The sequence below is a fragment of the Glycomyces sp. NPDC047010 genome, assembly GCF_040644205.1.
Taxonomy (GTDB): Bacteria; Actinomycetota; Actinomycetes; order Mycobacteriales; family Micromonosporaceae; genus Glycomyces.
The window spans coordinates 1-18,027 of record NZ_JBEYVY010000011.1; the positions used below are offsets into that span (position 1 = coordinate 1).

Below are 18,027 nucleotides of genomic sequence, written 5' to 3' on the forward strand. Positions count from 1 at the left end.
CGGCCCCCCGCCGCCAAAGCGAGATAGGCCCCAGGAGGTGAACCGCGAGCTGGCCCGCGCGACCGGCCAGGCCGGTCCCGGAGCCCCGAGCGGACTCGCTATTGCGCGTCGAGCGCCTGGCCCCTGAGGGCCCGGGCGGTGTCGGCGCGGCCTTCGGCGACGCCGCGGCGGATCGGGGCCGGCCGGTCCTCGGCGAGCCACGCGTCGAGGACCGCGAGGGTCTCCTCGTCGATCAGGCTCGACGGGAACGCGTACTTCGAGTACTCCACGGCCTGCTGCGCGCCGAGCTTCTCCCACAGCTCCGGCACCGCGTCCAGGTACGGGCGCAGGTACGGGCGGACCAGGTCGGCCTGGTCGAGCGTGGAGAACCCGAGCATCGAGGAGCGGCGCACGTAGTTCTCGGTCGACGGGTCGGTGATCCGCTCCCAGGCGCGCTGCTTGGCCTCAGGCGTCGGGACGACGGCGCGGGCGATGAACGACAGGCGCTTGCCGTCCGCGGTCGAGTCCCGGTCCAGCTCGGCGTCGATGGCGTCCTCGGCGAGCGTGCCCGTCGCGACGAGCACCGTCAGGAGCGCCCAGCGCAGGTCCGCGTCCACCGCGAGGCCCTCGGGCACGTCGGCGCCTTCGAGCCATCCGGCGACGCGGGCCAGGTCGGCCTCGGAGCGGGACGCCGACGCGTACGCCTTCGCCCAGGACCGCTGCGGGCCCGAGCCCGGCGCTGCGGCGTCCATGGCGGCCTTGGCGGCCTGCGCCCACTGCTCGCGCAGTTCGGCGCGGTGCGCGGGGGCCGCGTAGGCGAGCGAGGCGGCGACCTGCCGCTGCGCGACGGTGACGATGTTGATGTCGTCCTCGGCGGTCAGGCTCCCGGTGCCCAGCGCCACGAACTGCGTCGCGGTCAGCTCGGCGTCGCGGAGCATGTCCCAGGCCGCGGCCCAGATCAGCGCCCGCGCCAGGGAGTCCGGCAGCGCCGAGGTGTGCGCGACGGCGGTCGCCAGGGACCGCTCGTCCAGGCGCAGCTTCGCGTAGGTGAGGTCGTCGTCGTTGAGCAGCAGCAGGTCCGGCTGCTTCACGCCCGTCAGCGCCGGGACCTCGGTGGCCGCACCCGTGACGTCCACTTCGATCCGGTCGCGGCGCACGAGCGCGTCGCCGTCGAGGTCGTAGAGGCCGATCGCGATCCGGTGCGTGCGGTGCGTCGGGTGCTCCGCGGGCACCTCCTGGAGCACGGTCACCTTCGTGTAGTTCCCGTCGCCGTCAACGGCGACCGCGGGGCGCAGGGTCGAGACCCCGGCCGTGCGCAGCCACGTGTCGGCGAAGTCCTTGAGCTCCTTGCCGCTGGCGGCCTCCAGCTCGCCGAGCAGGTCCGCGAACACCGCGTTCTTGAACTGGTGCTTCGAGAAGTACGCGCGCAGGCCCGCCAGGAACGGGTCGATGCCGACGTAGGCGACGAGCTGCTTGAGGATCGAGGCGCCCTTGGAGTAGGTGATCCCGTCGAAGTTCGCCTGGATCTCCTCGGTGTCGCCCGCGGCGGTGTACACCGGGTGCGTGGTCGGCTGCTGGTCGGCGCCGTAGCCCCAGTTCTTGCGCGCCGACAGGAACGTCGTCCACGCCCCGTCGAACCGCGTGGCCTCCACGTTCGCCCAGTGGGAGGCCCACTCGGCGAAGGACTCGTTGAGCCACAGGTCGTCCCACCAGCGCATGGTCACGAGGTCGCCGAACCACATGTGCGCCATCTCGTGGAGGATGACGTTCGCGCGCTGCTCCAGCTCGAAGTCGGTGACCTGCGAGCGGAACAGGAACGACGCCTCGGCGATCGTGATGCAGCCGAAGTTCTCCATCGCGCCGAAGTTGTACTCGGGCGCGAACACCTGGTCGTACTTCGGCAGCGGGTACCGCACCCCGAAGTTGGCGTGGAAGTGGTCGAAGCCCTGCCGCGTCACCTCGAAGACCCCTTCGGGGTCCAGGTAGTCCTTCATGGACTGGCGGCAGTACAGGCCCATGTCGATGCCGTCGTGGACCTCGTGGACGCCGAAGTACGGGCCCGCGCAGATCGCGGTGATGTACGGGCTCATCCGCACCGAGGTCTCGAACAGCGTGACCTTGGTCTGGATCGCCTCGATCTCGGTCTCGGAGGCGGCGGGCATGTTGGAGATCACGGTCCAGTGCTGCGGGGTGCGCACCTGGAACGTGAAGGACGCCTTCAGGTCCGGCTGGTCGAAGCACGCGTACACGCGCTGCGCGTCGGCGACCTCGAACTGCGAGTAGAGGTACGTCTCCTTGTCGACCGGGTCGGTCATCCGGTGCAGGCCCTGCCCGTCGGTCGAGTACGCGCAGACCGCGTTCACGATCAGCTCGTTCTCCGCGGCCAGGCCGGTGATCCGCAGGCCCGCCTTCGGGTCGAACCCGGTGGTGTCCACCGGCTCCCCGTTCAGGAACGCGTCCTCGATCCGCTCCGCGGCGATCTCGATGAACGTCTCGGCCCCCGGCTCGGTGCACGAGAAGACCACCGCGGTCCGCGAGCCGAAGGTGTCGCCCCGCTCGTGCCCGGTGAGGTCGAGCTCCACGGTGTAGGAGTCGACCGAGAGCAGCGCTGCACGCCGCTCGGCCTCGTCTCTGGTGAGAATGTGCGTCGACGGCACGATGCCTCCAGCGTCTTGGGTTCGGATATGAAAGAAGTGTGTCACATTCCCGGAGTCCGGTCGGCGGCCATGGTGATCGAACCGCGACCGATTACGCTTCTGGCGTGACTGCTGCACACCCGATCGACCTGGCCTGGCTCTCCACCGGAGGCACGGGCGCGAAGAACTACGACGAGTTCCCCGACGAAACCGAGATCACGCGGATCATCGAGGCGAACCCCGCATCCATGCTGGGCGTCGAGATGCCCGCGCACACGCCCGAGGCCGCGGCCGCGGGCCTCGACTTCGCGGCCGCGCTGCCCGCGGCCGCGGAGCGCCTCGCCGCGCTCAAGGACGCCGGGCGCTTCGCCGCGTTCGGCGACGTCGCCGTGGCCTACCGCATCTCCGGCGGCGAGGAGCCGACCGCGTACGGCGTGTTCTGCCTGGTCGACACCGCCGAGATCTCGTCCTCCGCCGACGAGCCCGGCAAGGTCATCCGCAACGAGGACGTCTTCATCGAGAAGGTCAGGCAGCGCAACGAGCTCAACCAGCTCCTGCGCCACCTCCTCAGCCCGGTGCTGCTGCTCCAGTCCTCCCGCGGGGACGAGCTGCACGCCGCGATCGAGGCCGCCATCGCCGGCGCGGGCGCGCCCGTGGCCGCCGACACCGACGAGTCCGGCCGCGCGCACGAGATCTGGGCGGTCGGCGGCGAGGCCGGGGAGGCCCTGACCGCGCTGGCCGGGGACGGCGACCTCATCGTCGCCGACGGCAACCACCGCTCGCTCGCCGCGCAGGTCGGCGGCCTGGACCGGTTCCTCGCGGTGATCACCACCCCGCAGTCGGTCGTCATCCGGCCCTACCACCGCCTCGTCAAGGGCCTGCCGGGCTCCGCGTCGCAGCTGGTCGAGCAGATCGGGCAGATCGGCGCGAGCGTCATCGAGACCGACGGCCCGCCCGAGACGCCCGCCGAGGGCGGCACGGTCGTCATGTACGGCCAGGGCCGCACCTGGGAGGTGTCCTTCGGCGACCTCGACGGCTCGGTGGTCGACCGGCTCGACCACTCGCGCGTGGAGAACGAGGTGTTCACCGCGCTCCTCGGCTGGGACGCGGGGGACAAGCGCATCACGTACGTCGGCGGCGACTACCCGGCCTCGTGGCTCAAGGAGCAGGTCGACGCGGGCAAGGCGGACCTGGCGATCCTCATCGCGCCGGTGACCGTCCCGGACTTCATCGACGTGAACCTCAAGCGGCTGAAGATGCCGCGCAAGTCCACGTGGTTCGTGCCCAAGGCCCGTGCGGGCCTGGCCATCGCCGAGCTCCCGAAGGGTTAGGGTCTGACATCGTGCGCATCTATCTCGGCTCCGACCACGCGGGCCTCGAACTCAAGGACCACCTGGTCAAGCACCTGTCCGGCCGCGGCTTCGAGGTCGTGGACGTCGGCCCGCACGCCTACGACCCGGAGGACGACTACCCGCCGTTCTGCCTGCACGCGGCCTCGCGCGTCGTCGCCGACCCCGGCAGCCTCGGCATCGTGATCGGCGGTTCCGGGAACGGCGAGCAGATCGCCGCGAACAAGGTCCCCGGCTGCCGCGCGTCCCTCGCCTGGAGCGTCGAGACCGCGAAGCTGGGCCGCCAGCACAACGACGCGAACGTCGTGGCGATCGGCGGGCGCATGCACCCGCTCGAAGAGGCCACCGCGTTCGCGGACGCGTTCGTGGACGAGCCCTTCTCGGGCGCCGAGCGCCACCAGCGCCGCATCGACATGCTGACCGCGTGGGAGGCCACGCACGAGCTGCCCGAACTCCCTTAAGTCGCAACGGTTCCGCACGTGAAGGCCCGGGCTCAGGCCCGGGCCTTCACGCTTGCCCGAAAACCAGGAGAATTCGGAACATCGCACCTGGAGTTATTGGACGGGTGTCGGTATCGTCAATCCATGTCTAAAGGCCCCCGCATTCTCCTCCAGACCCTCCAGGTGGTCGGCCTGCTCGGGACGCTGCTGTTCCTCGCCGCCTCCCTCGCCTGGCACCTCGCCGACCTCGACTTCACCGGCTTCGCCGAGGACTCCCCGCTCGAACAGTGGGCGATCGGATTCGGCGTCCTCACCGTGGCGCTCTCGCCCGCGCTGTGGTCGCTCGCCCGCGGCGGCTCCGCCGCCCCCGTGGCCGCGTCCTCCGGCTCCTTCGACCGCGCCGCGCCGGCCCCGGCCGCCCCGCAGCAGCCCGGCAAGCCCGGCGGCGTGTTCGAGCCGATGAACCCCGCGGCCGCCCCCGCCGCGCCCGCCAGCTCCTACGGGCAGCCCGCGGCGGGCTTCGGCTCGCAGCCGCAGGGCGAGAGCCCCTGGGGCGCGGGCCGCTGACGCACGGTTGCCTCCGAAGCGATGCTGAGATGATGCGAACAACCGGGCCTCCGCGGACCGCGAAGGGTGGATTCCGGGCGTTACGCTATGGGCTCAGCCTGAATCGCGAAGGACCGATCAATGTCGAACGCCACCGTTGACCTCGTCTGCGGCCCGGCCGACCCCCTCCCGGGGTCAGAGCAGAGCTACCGGCTCACCGGCATGCTCGGCTCCGGCGGCCAGGCCGACGTGTACCAGGCCGTGCGCGTGTCGGCGGGCATCTCCTCCGCGCCCCTGACGGTGAAGGTCTTCCGCCCCAACCCGCAGGACACCCGGGAGCACCAGTTCCGGTCCTGGGACAAGGGCGACGCCGTCCTCATGGACCTCCACTCGCGGAACGTCGGCTCGATCTGCCGCCGCATCGACGCGTTCTACGGGCGCGCCCCGCACCCGTCGGGCCGCCCCCCGCAGGGCGACCCGATGCCCTTCCAGGTCCTCGAATACCTCCCCGGCCACGACCTGCGCCAGCTCCTGTCGCAGCGCCTAGGCCGCGTCGACGCCGCGCGCACGCTCCGCTCGGTCGTCGAGGTCATGAACGCGATGCACCACCCGCCGGTCGGCGCGCACCCGGTGCTGCACATGGACCTCAAGCCCGCCAACGTGATCATCGGCCCCGACGGGTCCGCGAAGGTCATCGACTTCACCGGCGCCCGCTACTACACGCCCGCGCACCTGACGACCATCGCGTACACGCGCGAGACCGCCGGACCGGAGGCCCACCAGGGCACCGTGGGCCCGGCCTACGACGTGCACGGCTTCGGGTCGATCGCGTTCTACCTCGTCACGGGCGCGACGGCGCGCACGGACTCGCCCGGCCAGGAGCAGAGCGTCCCGTGGGCGCGGCTGCGCCGCCACCCCGTCCTGGAGTCGAACCCGCGCCTGCGCGAGCTGCTGACCGCGCCGCTCGACGACGACCCGGAGAACCGGCCCCGCACCGAGGAGCTGCCGCGCTGGATCAACGAGCTCGTCTCGGTCGTGTCCCGCTCGAACATCCCCGACCTCGGCGTCGACTGGGGCCGCAGCACTGCCATGGCCGACGCGACCCGCCGCCTCGACGCTCCCGGCGGCGCCGACCGGACCCGCCGCATGGACGGGCCCATGGGCGTCCCGCCGACCCAGGTCGTCGGCTCCCCGCCGCCCGCCAGCACCCGCATCATGGACGCCGGGGCGCGCGGCCACGGCCAGGAGCCGCCCGTCGCGGGCCGCGTGCGCGTCCCGGACCAGGGCTCCTACTCGCCGGGCCGGTCCGCCGGGCCCGCGGAGCACCGCGGCCCGCTGCCGCGGCTGCGCCTCGCCACCGACCCCGAGGAGCCCAAGGAGAAGGACCTCGCCAAGGAGGACCGGGCCCCGCTGCTCGGCCCGCCCGGGTCCCTCGCGAAGGGCTTCGAGCTGTCGGCCATCGGCGGCCTGTTCTCGCTCATCATGTGGCTGCTCAAGACCATCTCCACGGGCCTGGAGACCCTCCAGTCCCAGGTCCTCGGCTACCTGCTGGTCCTCGCCGTCGCCGTCGGCGTCTTCTTCCTCATCCGCGTCGCCGGGGGCATCCTGTGGGGCCGCTGGCTCCACGCCAAACGCAAGTCCGCGCGACTCGCGCACCTGGCCGCGGGGATCTTCCTGTTCATGGTCGGGATCGACTACCTCGGCGAACTCAGCTGGAGCTGGCTCGACTTCGACTTCGGCTGGCTCGACTCGATCACGGACCTATTCGGACAGTGATAGATCGTCCGAATCGCGACGATTCTTGGGATTTATTCGAGTTCTCATGGAACATCGAGAATTTCTCCAGCGCTCGTGAAGCGATGAGCCCTACCATTTCCGGTAACGAGCGGCGCCGAATCCTTGCCTTGTTTTTTCCAGGTTCGGCGGCGCAACCAATGCGGGTGGACGACGCGTCTAGGTGACGACGAAACACCCCCAGAAACCGGAAAGGCATTGAGATGACCGCAGTGACATCGGTCGGTGCCGAAGCGCTGACACCTGAGCAGCGCGAAGCCTTCGACCGCGACGGCTACCTCATGATCCGCGGCGCCCTCGACGCCGACGAGATCAAGAGGTGCTCGGACGCCCTCGACAGGGTCTACGAAGTCGAGCGGGAGGCCGGGCGGCTCAGCCCCGAAGGCGCCATGCACCGCCTCGACGCCGTCACCTCCTGCCCGGAGCTCGCGTTCCTCCTCAACCACCCCCGGACCTTCCACTACGTGTGGTCGATCCTCGGATGGAACTTCCACGTCTACCACTCCCACGTGGACAAGCACCCGCCCATCGCGGGCAAGCGCCCGTTCCGCTTCGAGTGGCACCAGGACGGCGGCCGCCAGAACCGCGAGACCGAGACCGACCCGCGCCCGCGCCTGTCGGTCAAGCTCGCGTACTTCTTCACGGACCTGTCCGCCGAGGGCCGCGGGAACACGAAGATCATCCCGGGCTCGCACAAGTGGAACACCATCGACGGCCCGCCGCGCCGCGACATGGAGTGGCCCGACCCCGAAGGGGCCATCGAGGTCACCGGCAACGCCGGCGACGTCATGTTCTTCGACCGCCGCATCTGGCACGCCCGCAGCGACAACTACTCGGACCTGACGCGCAAGGTCGCGTTCTTCGGGTTCACGCCGCGCTGGATCCGCGCCCGCGACCTCGTCGAGGACCTCCCGCAGCAGTCGTGGTGGGACGACCTCGACCCGGTGCAGCAGCAGCTCCTCGGCGGCCACGCGGCCACCGGCGACCACGGCTGGGGCCACTGGCCGAAGGAGACGCCGCTGTACAACTGGCTCGCCGAGCGTGACCTCCTCGACCCGGACTACCCGCCGCTGCGCCCGTAGCGGCCCCGACGTGGCAGCCTGATCCCATGACCCACACCGACCTCGCCCGCGACATCTTCGACCGCTCGCACCTGACCGGCGAGTTCACGCTCCGGTCCGGGGTGGTCGCGAACGAGTACTTCGACAAGTACCTGTTCGAGTCCGACCCGGTCCTGCTGCGGCGCATCGCCGAGGCGCTCGCGCCCCTGGTGCCCGCGCACGGCGTGGACGCGCTCGCGGGCCTGGAGACCGGCGGCATCCCCATCGCGGTGATGCTGTCGCAGGTCACCGGCATCCCCGCGCTGTTCGTGCGCAAGGAGGCCAAGACCTACGGCACGTGCCGCCTGGCCGAGGGCGGCGAGGTCGAAGGGCAGCGGCTGTTCATCGTCGAGGACGTTGTCACCTCCGGTGGCGCGGTTCTGGACGCGGTCGGCGAACTCCGCGACCGCGGCGCGGTCGTGGAGCAGGGCGTCTGCGTCATCGACCGCGAATCGGGCGGGCTGAAGAACCTGTCCGACATCGGGATCGAGCTCAAGGCCCTGTTCACCATGACGGAGCTGAAGGCCGCCGGAGCGGCGTAGGACTGAGCGGAAGGGGCCGGGCGCTGATGCGCCCGGCCCCTTCGCTGTGCCTCCTACCTGGCCCAGAGCCAGATCTCGGAGCCCTTCGGCGACTCGGTGCCCGGGTCCAGGGACTGGTCGAAGACCGTCCCCGTGAACCAGATCTGCGCGGTCTTCACCGTGAACCCGAGCGCTTCCAGGGTGTCCTTCGCGTCCTCGATGTCCATGCCGAGCACGTCGGGGACCTCGACGGGTTCGGGACCGGAGCTGACGACCAGGTCCACCGGGTCGTCCGGGCCCGCGGGCGCGTCGGCGCCCGGGGACTGCTCGATGACCGACCCCTCGGGGATCGAGTCGCTGTGCCGCTGCGTGACCGCCCCGGCCACGAGGCCCTCGGCCTCCAGCGCCGCCGTCGCGTCCGCCTGGGACAGGCCCACGACGTCGGGGACGTTCAGCGGCGGGAACCCGTCCGAGACGTAGACCGTCACCGGCGTCCCCGCCTTGACCTCCTCGCCCGCGGCCGGGTCGGTGCGCGTCACCGCGTCCTTCTCGACGTCGGTGCTGTACTCGCGCTCCACCGTGACCTCGGCGTCGAACGCCGCGAGCGCCGCCCGCGCGTCCTCCTCGCTCCCGCCCGACAGGTCCGGCACCGAGTACCGCTCCGGGCCCAGCGAGACCACCACGGTGATCGTCGCGCCCTGCCGGATGCGCTCGCCCACTTCGGGGTCCTGCGAGACGACGCCGCCCGCGGGCACCGACGAGCTGTACCCGTCGACGAGGTCCACCTCGAAGCCCTGCTCCTCGGCGTACGCCTCGACCGAGTCCCGGTCCTGGTCCAGCAGCGACGGCGTCGACGTGTACCGGCCGATGCCGATCCACCACCCCGCCGCCGCGACGGACACGAGCAGCGCCGCGATGAGCCCCAGCGTGACCAGGGCCTTCCAGTTCCGCTTCGCCTTCGGGTGGTCCACGACCATCGTCGTCTGGACCGCGCGGGTCGGGCGCGGCACCTGCCCGGTCGAGCCCGGCACGTGCCGCAGGTCCACGGCCTGGAGCCGCCGCAGGAACGCGCCCGCGTCCACCGGCCGCGACCCGGGCCGCCTGGAGGCCGCCGAGACCACCAGCTCCGCCAGGCCCTCCGGGACGTCAGGGGCCTTCAACTGCGGGGACGGCACGTCCTCCTCGACGTGCCTGCGCGCCACCGCACCCGAGTCCGGCCCGTCGAACGGGACCTCCCCGGTCAGCAGCTCGTACAGCACGATCGCCGTCGAGTACACGTCGCTCGCGGTCGTCGCGGGCTTCCCGCCGACCAGCTCCGGCGCCACATACGCGGCGGTCGCCACGAGCGGCCCGCCGGTCTCGCGGTCCCCGTGGACGGCCTCGGCCAGCCCGAAGTCCACCACTTTCACGCGGTCGCCGCGGCCGCCGTTCTTCAAGAGGATGTTCTCGGGCTTGATGTCCCGGTGGACCAGCCCCGAGTCGTGCGCGGCCTGGAGCCCGTCGAGGAGCTGCGCGCAGACCTCCACGGCCTCGTCGATGCGCAGTCGCCGCCGCCGGTTCAGCAGGTCCCGCAAAGTGGTCCCGGGCACGTACTCCATGACCACGTACGGCAGTCCGTCATGGACGCCCTGGTCGAACACGGCCACGACGTTCGGGTGCGAGAGCCGGGCGATCGTGCGCGCCTCGTGCGTGAACGCCGTCAGGTCGAACCCGCTCGCCCGCCCCGCCGTGATCATCTTCACGGCCACCGTGCGGTCCAGCCGCTCGTCCTCGGCCTCGTACACGTCCGCCATGCCGCCCTGGGCGATCAGCCGCTTCAGCCGGTAGCGCCCGTCGACGAGCGCACCGGTCAGGTCCCCGGTCCTCGTTGTCAACCCGCACCTCCTACACCTGGTGACAGTGTATGAGCTTGCGGCTTCCCCTACAGGACCTCCGAGCCGGGGAACACCGGTTTGTCCGGTGCCACAACGCCGAGGCGCTTCGTGGCCCTCGTCAACGCCACGTACAGGTTCCGCAGCCCCGTCGCCGCGATCGCATCCGGGTCCACCACGATCACCGAGTCGAACTCAAGTCCCTTGGCCTGCTTCACCGTCAGCACCGCCGCGTCCGCGATCCCCGCCAGGCCCGCGGCCCGCTCCGCGGTCGCCACCACCGCGACGCTCCCGTCCCCGACGAGCGCCTTCTCGGCCGCGACCTGCTCCTCCACGACCCGGTCCACGTCCTCGCCGGCGACCTCAAGCCACGGCTCGTGCCCCGACCCGCGCACCGAACGCGGCCGCGCCGCGTCGACGCCGATCGCGTCGAGCACCCGCACCGCGACGTTCATGATCTCCTTCGGCGTGCGGTACGACACCGTCAGCTGCTCGGCCCGCCAGTCCAGGTCCCAGTCCCCGAACACCTCGCCCCAGCTCGACGGCGCCACCGGGCCCGCCGCCTGCGCGAGGTCCCCGGCCACCGTGAACGAGCGCGTCACGCACCGGCGCATGAGCGCCCGCCACTCCATCGGCGACAGCTCCTGCGCCTCGTCCACGATCACGTGCCCGAAGATCCACCGCCGGTCCGCCGCCGCCCGCTCCGCGACCGACACGAACCGCTCGTCGACCTGCCGCTCCCCGAGCCAGAACTCGTCGATGACGTCCGTCGCCTGGAGCAGCTCCGACTCCTCGTCCTCGAAGTCGAACGAGGCCGAACCGGCCGCGATCGTCAACACGTCCTGCGCGTACGCGATCTGCTCCGCGCTCGGCCCGCTCGCCCGCTGCGCCCGCGCCACGTCGCCCAGGTGCTCCGCGGCCTCGTCCAGCAGCGCCACATCCGCTTCGCTCCACCCGCCGGGCCGCCGGTACAGCAGCGCGCGGGACTCCTTCTTCAGCACCGCCGCCGCCGACGCGATGCGCTCGCGCGACGCGAACAGGTCCTCCAGCAGCTCCTCGGCCGTCAGCTCCGGCCACAATTCCTCGATCTGCCCGCGGATCACCGCATCGGAGGCGATCTCCACCGCGAACTGCGCCCGGTCGGCCAGCCCCAGCAGGTTCTCCCCGCCGAGCGGGTCCTCACCGATGATGTCCGCGTACTGCGTCGCCAGGTCCGCGATGACCCGCTTGTGGAACGTCTCGCGCGCCTCGTTGTGCGACAGGCCCGTCTCCCGGGCCGCGTCCCGCGCCGACGTGATCTTCTCGGGCCGCAGCCACAGCTCGTGCCCCTCGAAGTCCACCGGCAGCGGCTCGCGCGGCACGACCTGCCGGTCCGCGACCGCGCTGGCGATGACCCCGGCCATGACCGCGCGGCCCTTCACCGCGGCGACCGCGTCCGTCTCGGGCCGGTCCGCGAGGATCCCGGGGAACAGCTGCGCGGGCGTGCGCAGCAGCACGTCGGTCTCGGCCAGGCCCGGGAGCACGTCGGAGATGTACCGCAGGAACTGCTTCCCCGGGCCGATGATGAGCACGCCCTGGCGCTTCAGCCGCTCGCGGTGCTCGTACAGCAGATAGGCGGCCCGGTGCAGCGCGACGGCGGTCTTCCCGGTGCCCGGGGCGCCGTCCACGATCATGACGCCCTCCAGGGGCGCGCGGATGATCCGGTCCTGCTCGGCCTGGATCGTCGCCACGATGTCCTGCATCGCGCCCGTGCGGGCCGCGTCCAGGGCCGCCAGCAGCGCGCCCTCCGACCCGATCGTCGAATCCGAGTCCACGGCCGCGTCGAGGTCCAGGACCTCGTCGTTCACCGACCTGATCCGCCGCCCCTTGGTGTGCAGGTGGCGGCGGCGCCGCACGCCCGCCGGGGACGCCGCGGTCGCCAGGTAGAACCGGCGGCCCGCCTCGCTGCGCCAGTCCACGAGCAGCGGCTCCCCGCCCTCGGCGTGGATGCCGATGCGCCCCAGGTACATCGGGGCCTCGGCCGCGTCGATGTAGTCGAGCCGCCCGAAGCACAGGCCCTCCTCGACCGCGTCGAGCAGCGCGATCCGCCGCCGGTACAGCAGCGTCTCGGCGTCGCGCTGCGAGCGCTCCTGGTCGTTCTCCACGTGCCTGCGCCCGGCCTCCCCGAGGCGCTCGGCGGCCTCGTCGCGGAGGCGGTCGACCCGGGCGTACAGCCCGTCAAGGCGGGTCTGCTCGGCCTTGACGGCCGGAGTGATGGCAGCGGACACGGCTCTCCTCGGAGACGGAGCGGACTGATTGGGGGCGCAGACGGTGCGCTGAGGTCGCTCACCGCCGATGGACGGCTCGCCGACTGCGCCGTGCCGATCGCGGTGGAACCGGTCAACCTTACCGCCGCCGGGGCCGCTCCGTCTCCTTCCGCGGCAAGGCCCCTGATCACGCCTCGGGCACCGGCCCCGTCCCGGATCCGAGGATTGGTTACGGTATAGGCCGTTTTGAGTGCCCCTTGGCGTGACTGGAGAGATACGGACTATGGCAAGAGAGCAATGGGGGAGCCGGGTCGGGTTCATCCTGGCCGCCGTCGGCTCGGCCCTCGGGCTCGGGAACATCTGGCGCTTCCCCGGCGTCGCGTACGAGAACGGCGGCGGCGCCTTCCTCGTGCCCTACCTCGTGGCGCTGTGCACCGCGGGCATCCCCCTCCTCATCCTGGAGTTCACGATCGGGCGCCGCTACCGCGGCTCCGCCCCGGTCGCCTTCCGCCGCATCCACCGCAACGCCGAGTTCCTCGGCTGGTGGCAGGTCGCCATCGCGATCGTCATCGGCGTCTACTACGCGGTGATCATCTCGTGGGCCGCGTGGTTCGCCTACTTCTCGATCGGGCAGCAGTGGGGCGAGGACCCCGAGACCTTCCTCATGGCCGAGTTCCTCCAGGCCGGGGACCTGTACGACTTCGGGACCTGGCTCCCGGGCCTCGGCATCGCGCTGGCGCTCGTGTGGGTCGCGACCCTCGCGGTGATCGGCGCGGGCGTCAAGAAGGGCATCGAGGCCACCAGCAAGGTCTTCATCCCGCTGCTGATCCTCCTGTTCGGCGCCCTCGTGGTCCAGTCGCTCACGCTCGACGGCGCGGTCGACGGCCTGAACGCGTTCTTCACCCCCGACTGGGACGCGATCCGCGGCCCGCAGGTGTGGCTCGCGGCCTACAGCCAGATCTTCTTCACGCTGTCGGTGGGCTTCGGCATCATGGTCACCTACGGCTCCTACCTGAAGCGCAAGTCCGACATCACGACCTCGGCGTGGACCGTGGGCATGTCGAACTCGTTCGGCGAGATCCTCGCGGGCATCGCGGTGTTCGCGGTGCTCGGCTTCCTCGCGTTCGAGACCGGCGTGCCGATCGACGAGCAGTCCTACCAGGGCGTGGGCCTGGCGTTCATCGCGTTCCCCGCGATCATCAACACCCTGCCGTACCTCGCGGGCCTGTTCGGGGTCCTGTTCTTCCTGTCGCTGGTGGTCGCCGGGTTCGCCTCGCTCATCTCCGTGGTGGAGGTCCCGGTGGCGGCGGTCGAGGACCGCTTCGGCTGGAGCCGCCGGAAGTCCGCGGCGATCGTGGGCGGCGGCATGGCCCTCGTCTCGGTCGCGCTGTTCCCGACGGTCAACGGGCTCATGCTCCTCGACGTCACCGACTACTTCATCAACAACTACGGCATCGCCGTGGCCGCGCCCGCGAGCATCATCGCCGTGGTGTGGGTGCTGTGGAAGTGGAAGGAGCTGCGCGACAACGCGAACGCGACCTCCGTGTTCAAGGTCGGCCCGATCTGGGTCACCTGCCTCGGGGTGGTCACCCCGCTGGCGCTGACGATCATCCTGTTCCTCAACGTCCGCGACCTGGTGACCGCCGGGCCCGACAGCGCGAACGCCGCGTACCACGAGTACCAGGCGTTCGGCTGGGCCGTGGCGGGCGGCTCGCTCGCGTTCGCCCTGATCATGGCGCTCCTGCTGCGCCGCAAGGAGACCCCGCCGTTCATGACCGAAGAGGAAGCCCGCGACGCCGAGGAGGCCGCCCGATGAGCGCCGGTGCGATCACCATGCTGGTCATCTCGATCCTCGTGGTCGGCGGGGGCCTGGTCGCCTCCGCGATCACGCTGATCCGCAATCCGGAGTCCGAAGAGGACTGATCAGCCGCGAATGACGGCCGCGCACGGAACGTGCGCGGCCGCCGTCGTTCCGTGCAATTGCGCTGCAATCCCCCGAAAAGCCGGAAAAACCGCGCCCGATCCCCTTGTGTGCCTTGCCACAAACTGTTAGGTTACTTTTTAATTCGTGTCGTCCCAGCTAGATCGGGTTACGACATTGAAGAGAATCGCTGAACCCAACCCCCGATAGGAGACGACGATGCGCAAGTCGCGCAAGATCATCCTGTCCATCGCCGGAGCCGCGACCCTCGCGGTGTCGGTGTCAATGGCGGCCCTCGCATGGGGCCACGGCTACACCTCCGACCCGCCGTCCCGTTCGGCGCTGTGCGCCAGCGGCGAGGTCACCAACTGCGGGAACATCCAGTACGAACCCCAGAGCGTCGAGGGCCCCAAGGGCTTCCCGGCGGCCGGCCCCGCGGACGGCTCGATCTGCTCTGGCGGGAACGGGCAGTTCGCGCAGCTCGACGACCCGCGCGGCGGCAACTGGCCCACGACCTCGGTGAACGCCGGTCCGAGGACCTTCACGTGGACCATGACCGCGCGCCACTCCACCGCCACGTTCGACTACTACATCACCAACGCGAACTACGACCCGGCGCAGCCGCTCACCCGCGCCGACCTCGGGCTCACCCCGATCGCCTCGTTCAACATGGGCGGGGCGCAACCCGACCACACCATGACGCAGACCGTGACGCTCCCGTCCCGCACCGGCCAGCACCTGGTCCTCGCGGTCTGGAACATCGCGGACACCGTGAACGCCTTCTACTCGTGCATTGACGTGGACTTCGGGGGCGGCGGATCGGGCGGCGACCCGTCCGACCCGCCGACCACGACCGACCCCGGCACCGGGGACGGCTGCGACGCCCCCGCATGGGCCACCGGCTCGGTGTACAACGGCGGCGACGAGGTGACCCACAACGGGACCGCCTACCGCGCGTCCTGGTGGACGCAGGGCGAGGAGCCCGGCACCACCGGCGAATGGGGGGTCTGGAGGCAGACCTCCACCTGTTAGCCAACCTCCGCACACAAGTCCACGGGCCGCCTGATCCACCCCGGCCTCGGCGAAGCTTGCGAGCCGTAAATCTGGGGAGTGTCAGGCGGCCCGTGGCGCGCGTCTCCCTTGACACCCTTCGCAGCTGCGGATACGGTTGTCCGGTCCTTGTTCCCGACGTTAGGCACCCACTTGAAGCTCTAGGTCGTAGACATCGCGCCGCCACGTCTCTGCGCACGTGCACGGTGTGTCTTCGATCGAGAGGGTGCCCATTTCCGGGACAGTTCCCTTTTCCGCCACTCTGGCGCGATGTCTCTCATGTGATCCCGTTCCACAACGCACCTGAGAGAGGTCTCCATGGCCAACACCTATATCAACGTCCAGCAGCTGCGCTTCGCCTGGCCGGACGGCGACCGCGTCTTCGACGGCGTCGACGTCGTGTTCTCCGACGGCCGCACCGCCCTCGTCGGCGACAACGGCACCGGCAAGTCCACGCTCATGCGCCTCGTCGCCGGGCTCCTCAAGCAGGAGTCCGGGACGATCACCGCGTCGGGGCTCATCGAGTACCTGCCGCAGGAGCTCCCGCTTCGCCTGGGCGACACCGTCGCCGACCTGCTCGGCATCGCCGATAAGCGCCGCGCGCTCCTCGCGATCGAGGCGGGCGACACGGGCGAGGAGCACTTCGCCGTGATCGGCGACGACTGGGACTTCCTCGACCGCTCGCGGGTCGCGCTCGACGAGCTCGGCCTCGACCACGTCGGGTTCGAGCGGACCGTCGCGACCCTGTCCGGCGGGGAGTCGATGCTCGTGGGCCTGGCCGGGCGGCTCGTGCGCCGCCCGGACGTGCTCCTGCTCGACGAGCCGTCGAACAACCTCGACGCCTCCGCCCGGCACCGCCTGTACCAGGCGATCCGCCGCTTCGGCGGCACGCTCGTGGTCGTCAGCCACGACCGGGCCCTGCTGGAGCACGTGGACGCCGTCGCCGAGCTCTACAGGGGACGCATCCGCGTCTTCGACGGCAACTACAGCGCCTACGAGGCGGTCGTGGCCGCCGAGCAGGAGGCCGCGGCCCGCGCCGTGCGCGACGCCAAGCAGGACTTGACGAGGCAGCGCAAGGAGCTGGTCGCGACCCGCATCCAGAACGACAAGGGCGCGTCCGCGTGGAAGCGCGAGCGCGACCGCGGCGGCACGCCGAAGATCCTCCTCAACGGCAAGAAGAACGCCGGTGAGGTCTCGTCGGCGAAGATCCTGCTGTCCAAGCAGGAGGACGTCGCCGAGGCCCGCGAGCGCCTCGACGCCGCCGAGGAGGCCGTGCGCGACGACGGCGCCATCAGCGTCGACCTGCCCGAGACGAACGTGTCCTCCCACCGGGAGATCGCGCTCGTGGAGGGACTCAAGGTCGCCGACATCTACGGCGAGGGCGTGGGCCTGCACCTGCGCGGGCCCGAGCGGGTCGCCGTGACCGGCGACAACGGGTCGGGCAAGACCACGCTGCTGCGGGCGGTCGCCGAGGCCGCGCGGGTCCCGCACGGGTTCCTCACGCAGCGCCTGGAACTGCTCGACGAGGACGCCACAGTGCTCGACAACGTGCGCTCCGCGGCGCCCGAGGCCCCGCAGGCGCTCCTGCGGACCCGCCTGGCGCGCTTCGGGATGCGCGGCGACTCCGTGTTCCAGAAGGTCGGCACGCTCTCGGGCGGCCAGCGGCTGCGCGCGGCCCTGGCGACGGTGCTGTCCTCGCAGCCCGCGCCGCAGCTGCTGCTGCTCGACGAGCCGACGAACAACCTCGACATGTCCTCGACCCGCCAGCTCCAGCAGGCGCTCACCGCGTTCGAGGGCGCGCTGGTCGTGGTCAGCCACGACGAGGCGTTCCTCGACGGGATCGGCCTGACCCGCCGGGTCGGGCTGGTGCGTGGCGAGGGCATCGTCGAGGACGTGCCCGTGGCCGCCTGAACCCGGGCCCGGCCGGACCTCGCGGTCCGGTCGGGCCGACACGGCCGCGGAATCCCGGCCGCGGCGCCCGTGCGGCCCGATACTGGTCGGGCCGACCGATGAAGGAGCGCCCATGCCGTCCCGCGCAGCCACCGCCCTGACCGCCCTGCTCGCCGCCGCGGCACTGTCCGGCTGCGGGGGCGCCGAGGACGTCGCCGACGCCCCGGGCGGCACCTGGACCGCCGCGCTCGAACCGACCGCCGCCTGGGCCGACCTCGACCCGCAGGCCACCGGCACCGCCGACGTCTCCTCCACGGGCAGCACCTCGGTCCACCTGGCGGTCGCGGGCCTGCACCCCGACACCGCGTACATGGCGCACGTCCACGACGGCGCCTGCGACGAGGACCCGCCCGGCGGCGGCCACTGGCTCGCCGACCCCGACGGTGAGGACGCGACGGGGAACATCATCGAGCTGTCGTTCACCACCGACGGGACCGGCACGGCCGCGGCCACCGACTCCACGGACCTGGTCCCCGACGACCGCGCGAAGAGCATCGTCGTCCACGCCCCCGACGACCTCGCCACCGACGAGGGCGCCGACTCCAACCGCGTCCTCTGCGGCGACCTCAAGGCCGAGTGAGCACACCCGCGGTTAATGCATGGCGCCCGGCCCGGGCGCCCAAG

14 protein-coding genes are annotated in these 18,027 nt (G+C 71.3%); 11 read left to right on the forward strand and 3 right to left on the reverse strand.

Translation table 11 applies throughout. The features are described from left to right. Positions 1-98: 98 nt before the first annotated feature. On the reverse strand, positions 99-2,636 hold the full coding sequence (pepN, locus tag AB0A65_RS20925) for an aminopeptidase N (RefSeq protein ID WP_359953506.1): 2,538 nt from the start codon (positions 2,634-2,636) through the stop codon (positions 99-101). A 104-nt stretch (positions 2,637-2,740) separates the two neighbouring features. Between pepN and AB0A65_RS20930 the strand changes: the two genes are divergently transcribed. The 6 genes from AB0A65_RS20930 to pyrE all read left to right on the forward strand — a co-directional run bounded on the left by AB0A65_RS20930 (position 2,741) and on the right by pyrE (position 8,386). After that, positions 2,741-3,946 (forward strand): DUF1015 family protein, encoded by a 1,206-nt coding sequence (locus tag AB0A65_RS20930; protein ID WP_359953508.1) that lies wholly within the window; start codon positions 2,741-2,743, stop codon positions 3,944-3,946. Positions 3,947-3,957: 11 nt separating this feature from the next. After that, positions 3,958-4,425: a ribose-5-phosphate isomerase gene (locus AB0A65_RS20935; protein WP_359953510.1), complete on the forward strand. Its 468-nt coding sequence runs from the start codon at positions 3,958-3,960 to the stop codon at positions 4,423-4,425. Positions 4,426-4,548: 123 nt separating this feature from the next. Continuing rightward, positions 4,549-4,971 carry a hypothetical protein gene (locus AB0A65_RS20940; RefSeq protein ID WP_359953512.1) on the forward strand — a complete coding sequence of 141 codons (423 nt, stop codon included), beginning with the start codon at positions 4,549-4,551 and terminating at the stop codon, positions 4,969-4,971. A gap of 120 nt (positions 4,972-5,091) precedes the next feature. Next, positions 5,092-6,726: a protein kinase gene (locus tag AB0A65_RS20945; protein WP_359953514.1), complete on the forward strand. Its 1,635-nt coding sequence runs from the start codon at positions 5,092-5,094 to the stop codon at positions 6,724-6,726. A gap of 221 nt (positions 6,727-6,947) precedes the next feature. After that, the gene (locus tag AB0A65_RS20950) at positions 6,948-7,826 is read left to right on the forward strand and encodes a phytanoyl-CoA dioxygenase family protein (RefSeq protein ID WP_359953515.1); all 879 of its coding nucleotides are present in this window, start codon (positions 6,948-6,950) and stop codon (positions 7,824-7,826) included. Positions 7,827-7,852: 26 nt separating this feature from the next. Next, positions 7,853-8,386, forward strand: coding sequence for an orotate phosphoribosyltransferase (pyrE, locus tag AB0A65_RS20955; RefSeq protein WP_359953517.1), 534 nt, complete (start codon positions 7,853-7,855; stop codon positions 8,384-8,386). Positions 8,387-8,439: 53 nt separating this feature from the next. Here pyrE and AB0A65_RS20960 read toward each other — a convergent pair whose 3' ends face one another. Both AB0A65_RS20960 and AB0A65_RS20965 read right to left on the reverse strand, forming a co-directional pair. After that, complete coding sequence (locus AB0A65_RS20960) at positions 8,440-10,239, reverse strand: PASTA domain-containing protein (RefSeq protein ID WP_359953519.1); 1,800 nt, start codon at positions 10,237-10,239, stop codon at positions 8,440-8,442. A gap of 47 nt (positions 10,240-10,286) precedes the next feature. After that, positions 10,287-12,503, reverse strand: coding sequence for an ATP-binding domain-containing protein (locus tag AB0A65_RS20965; protein WP_359953521.1), 2,217 nt, complete (start codon positions 12,501-12,503; stop codon positions 10,287-10,289). Between the two features lie 262 nt (positions 12,504-12,765). On the opposite strand from AB0A65_RS20965, the gene AB0A65_RS20970 reads away from it, so the two are divergent. The 5 genes from AB0A65_RS20970 (at position 12,766) to AB0A65_RS20990 (ending at position 17,983) form a co-directional block, all read left to right on the forward strand. After that, the gene (locus tag AB0A65_RS20970) at positions 12,766-14,298 is read left to right on the forward strand and encodes a sodium-dependent transporter (RefSeq protein WP_359953523.1); all 1,533 of its coding nucleotides are present in this window, start codon (positions 12,766-12,768) and stop codon (positions 14,296-14,298) included. Continuing rightward, positions 14,295-14,405, forward strand: a complete 111-nt coding sequence (locus tag AB0A65_RS20975; protein ID WP_359953525.1) for a methionine/alanine import family NSS transporter small subunit — start codon at positions 14,295-14,297, stop codon at positions 14,403-14,405. The genes AB0A65_RS20970 and AB0A65_RS20975 overlap by 4 nt, the downstream gene beginning before the upstream one ends. A gap of 217 nt (positions 14,406-14,622) precedes the next feature. Next, entirely contained in the window at positions 14,623-15,435 is an 813-nt protein-coding gene (locus tag AB0A65_RS20980; protein WP_359953526.1) for a lytic polysaccharide monooxygenase, read from the forward strand. 336 nt (positions 15,436-15,771) lie between these two features. Beyond that, a complete protein-coding gene (locus AB0A65_RS20985; RefSeq protein WP_359953528.1) occupies positions 15,772-17,364 on the forward strand; it encodes an ATP-binding cassette domain-containing protein in 1,593 nt (530 codons plus the stop codon). A 112-nt stretch (positions 17,365-17,476) separates the two neighbouring features. Beyond that, positions 17,477-17,983, forward strand: a complete 507-nt coding sequence (locus tag AB0A65_RS20990) for a hypothetical protein (protein WP_359953530.1) — start codon at positions 17,477-17,479, stop codon at positions 17,981-17,983. Positions 17,984-18,027: the final 44 nt, after the last annotated feature.

Excerpts from the sequence above, each read along its gene's own strand:
- AB0A65_RS20990 (WP_359953530.1), top strand. The coding sequence starts at position 17,477 with ATGCCGTCCCGCGCAGCCACCGCCCTGACCGCCCTGCTCGCCGCCGCG.
- pyrE (WP_359953517.1), top strand. The coding sequence starts at position 7,853 with ATGACCCACACCGACCTCGCCCGCGACATCTTCGACCGCTCGCACCTG.
- AB0A65_RS20940 (WP_359953512.1), top strand. The coding sequence starts at position 4,549 with ATGTCTAAAGGCCCCCGCATTCTCCTCCAGACCCTCCAGGTGGTCGGC.
- AB0A65_RS20945 (WP_359953514.1), top strand. The coding sequence starts at position 5,092 with ATGTCGAACGCCACCGTTGACCTCGTCTGCGGCCCGGCCGACCCCCTC.
- AB0A65_RS20950 (WP_359953515.1), top strand. The coding sequence starts at position 6,948 with ATGACCGCAGTGACATCGGTCGGTGCCGAAGCGCTGACACCTGAGCAG.
- AB0A65_RS20970 (WP_359953523.1), top strand. The coding sequence starts at position 12,766 with ATGGCAAGAGAGCAATGGGGGAGCCGGGTCGGGTTCATCCTGGCCGCC.
- AB0A65_RS20975 (WP_359953525.1), top strand. The coding sequence starts at position 14,295 with ATGAGCGCCGGTGCGATCACCATGCTGGTCATCTCGATCCTCGTGGTC.
- AB0A65_RS20985 (WP_359953528.1), top strand. The coding sequence starts at position 15,772 with ATGGCCAACACCTATATCAACGTCCAGCAGCTGCGCTTCGCCTGGCCG.
- AB0A65_RS20980 (WP_359953526.1), top strand. The coding sequence starts at position 14,623 with ATGCGCAAGTCGCGCAAGATCATCCTGTCCATCGCCGGAGCCGCGACC.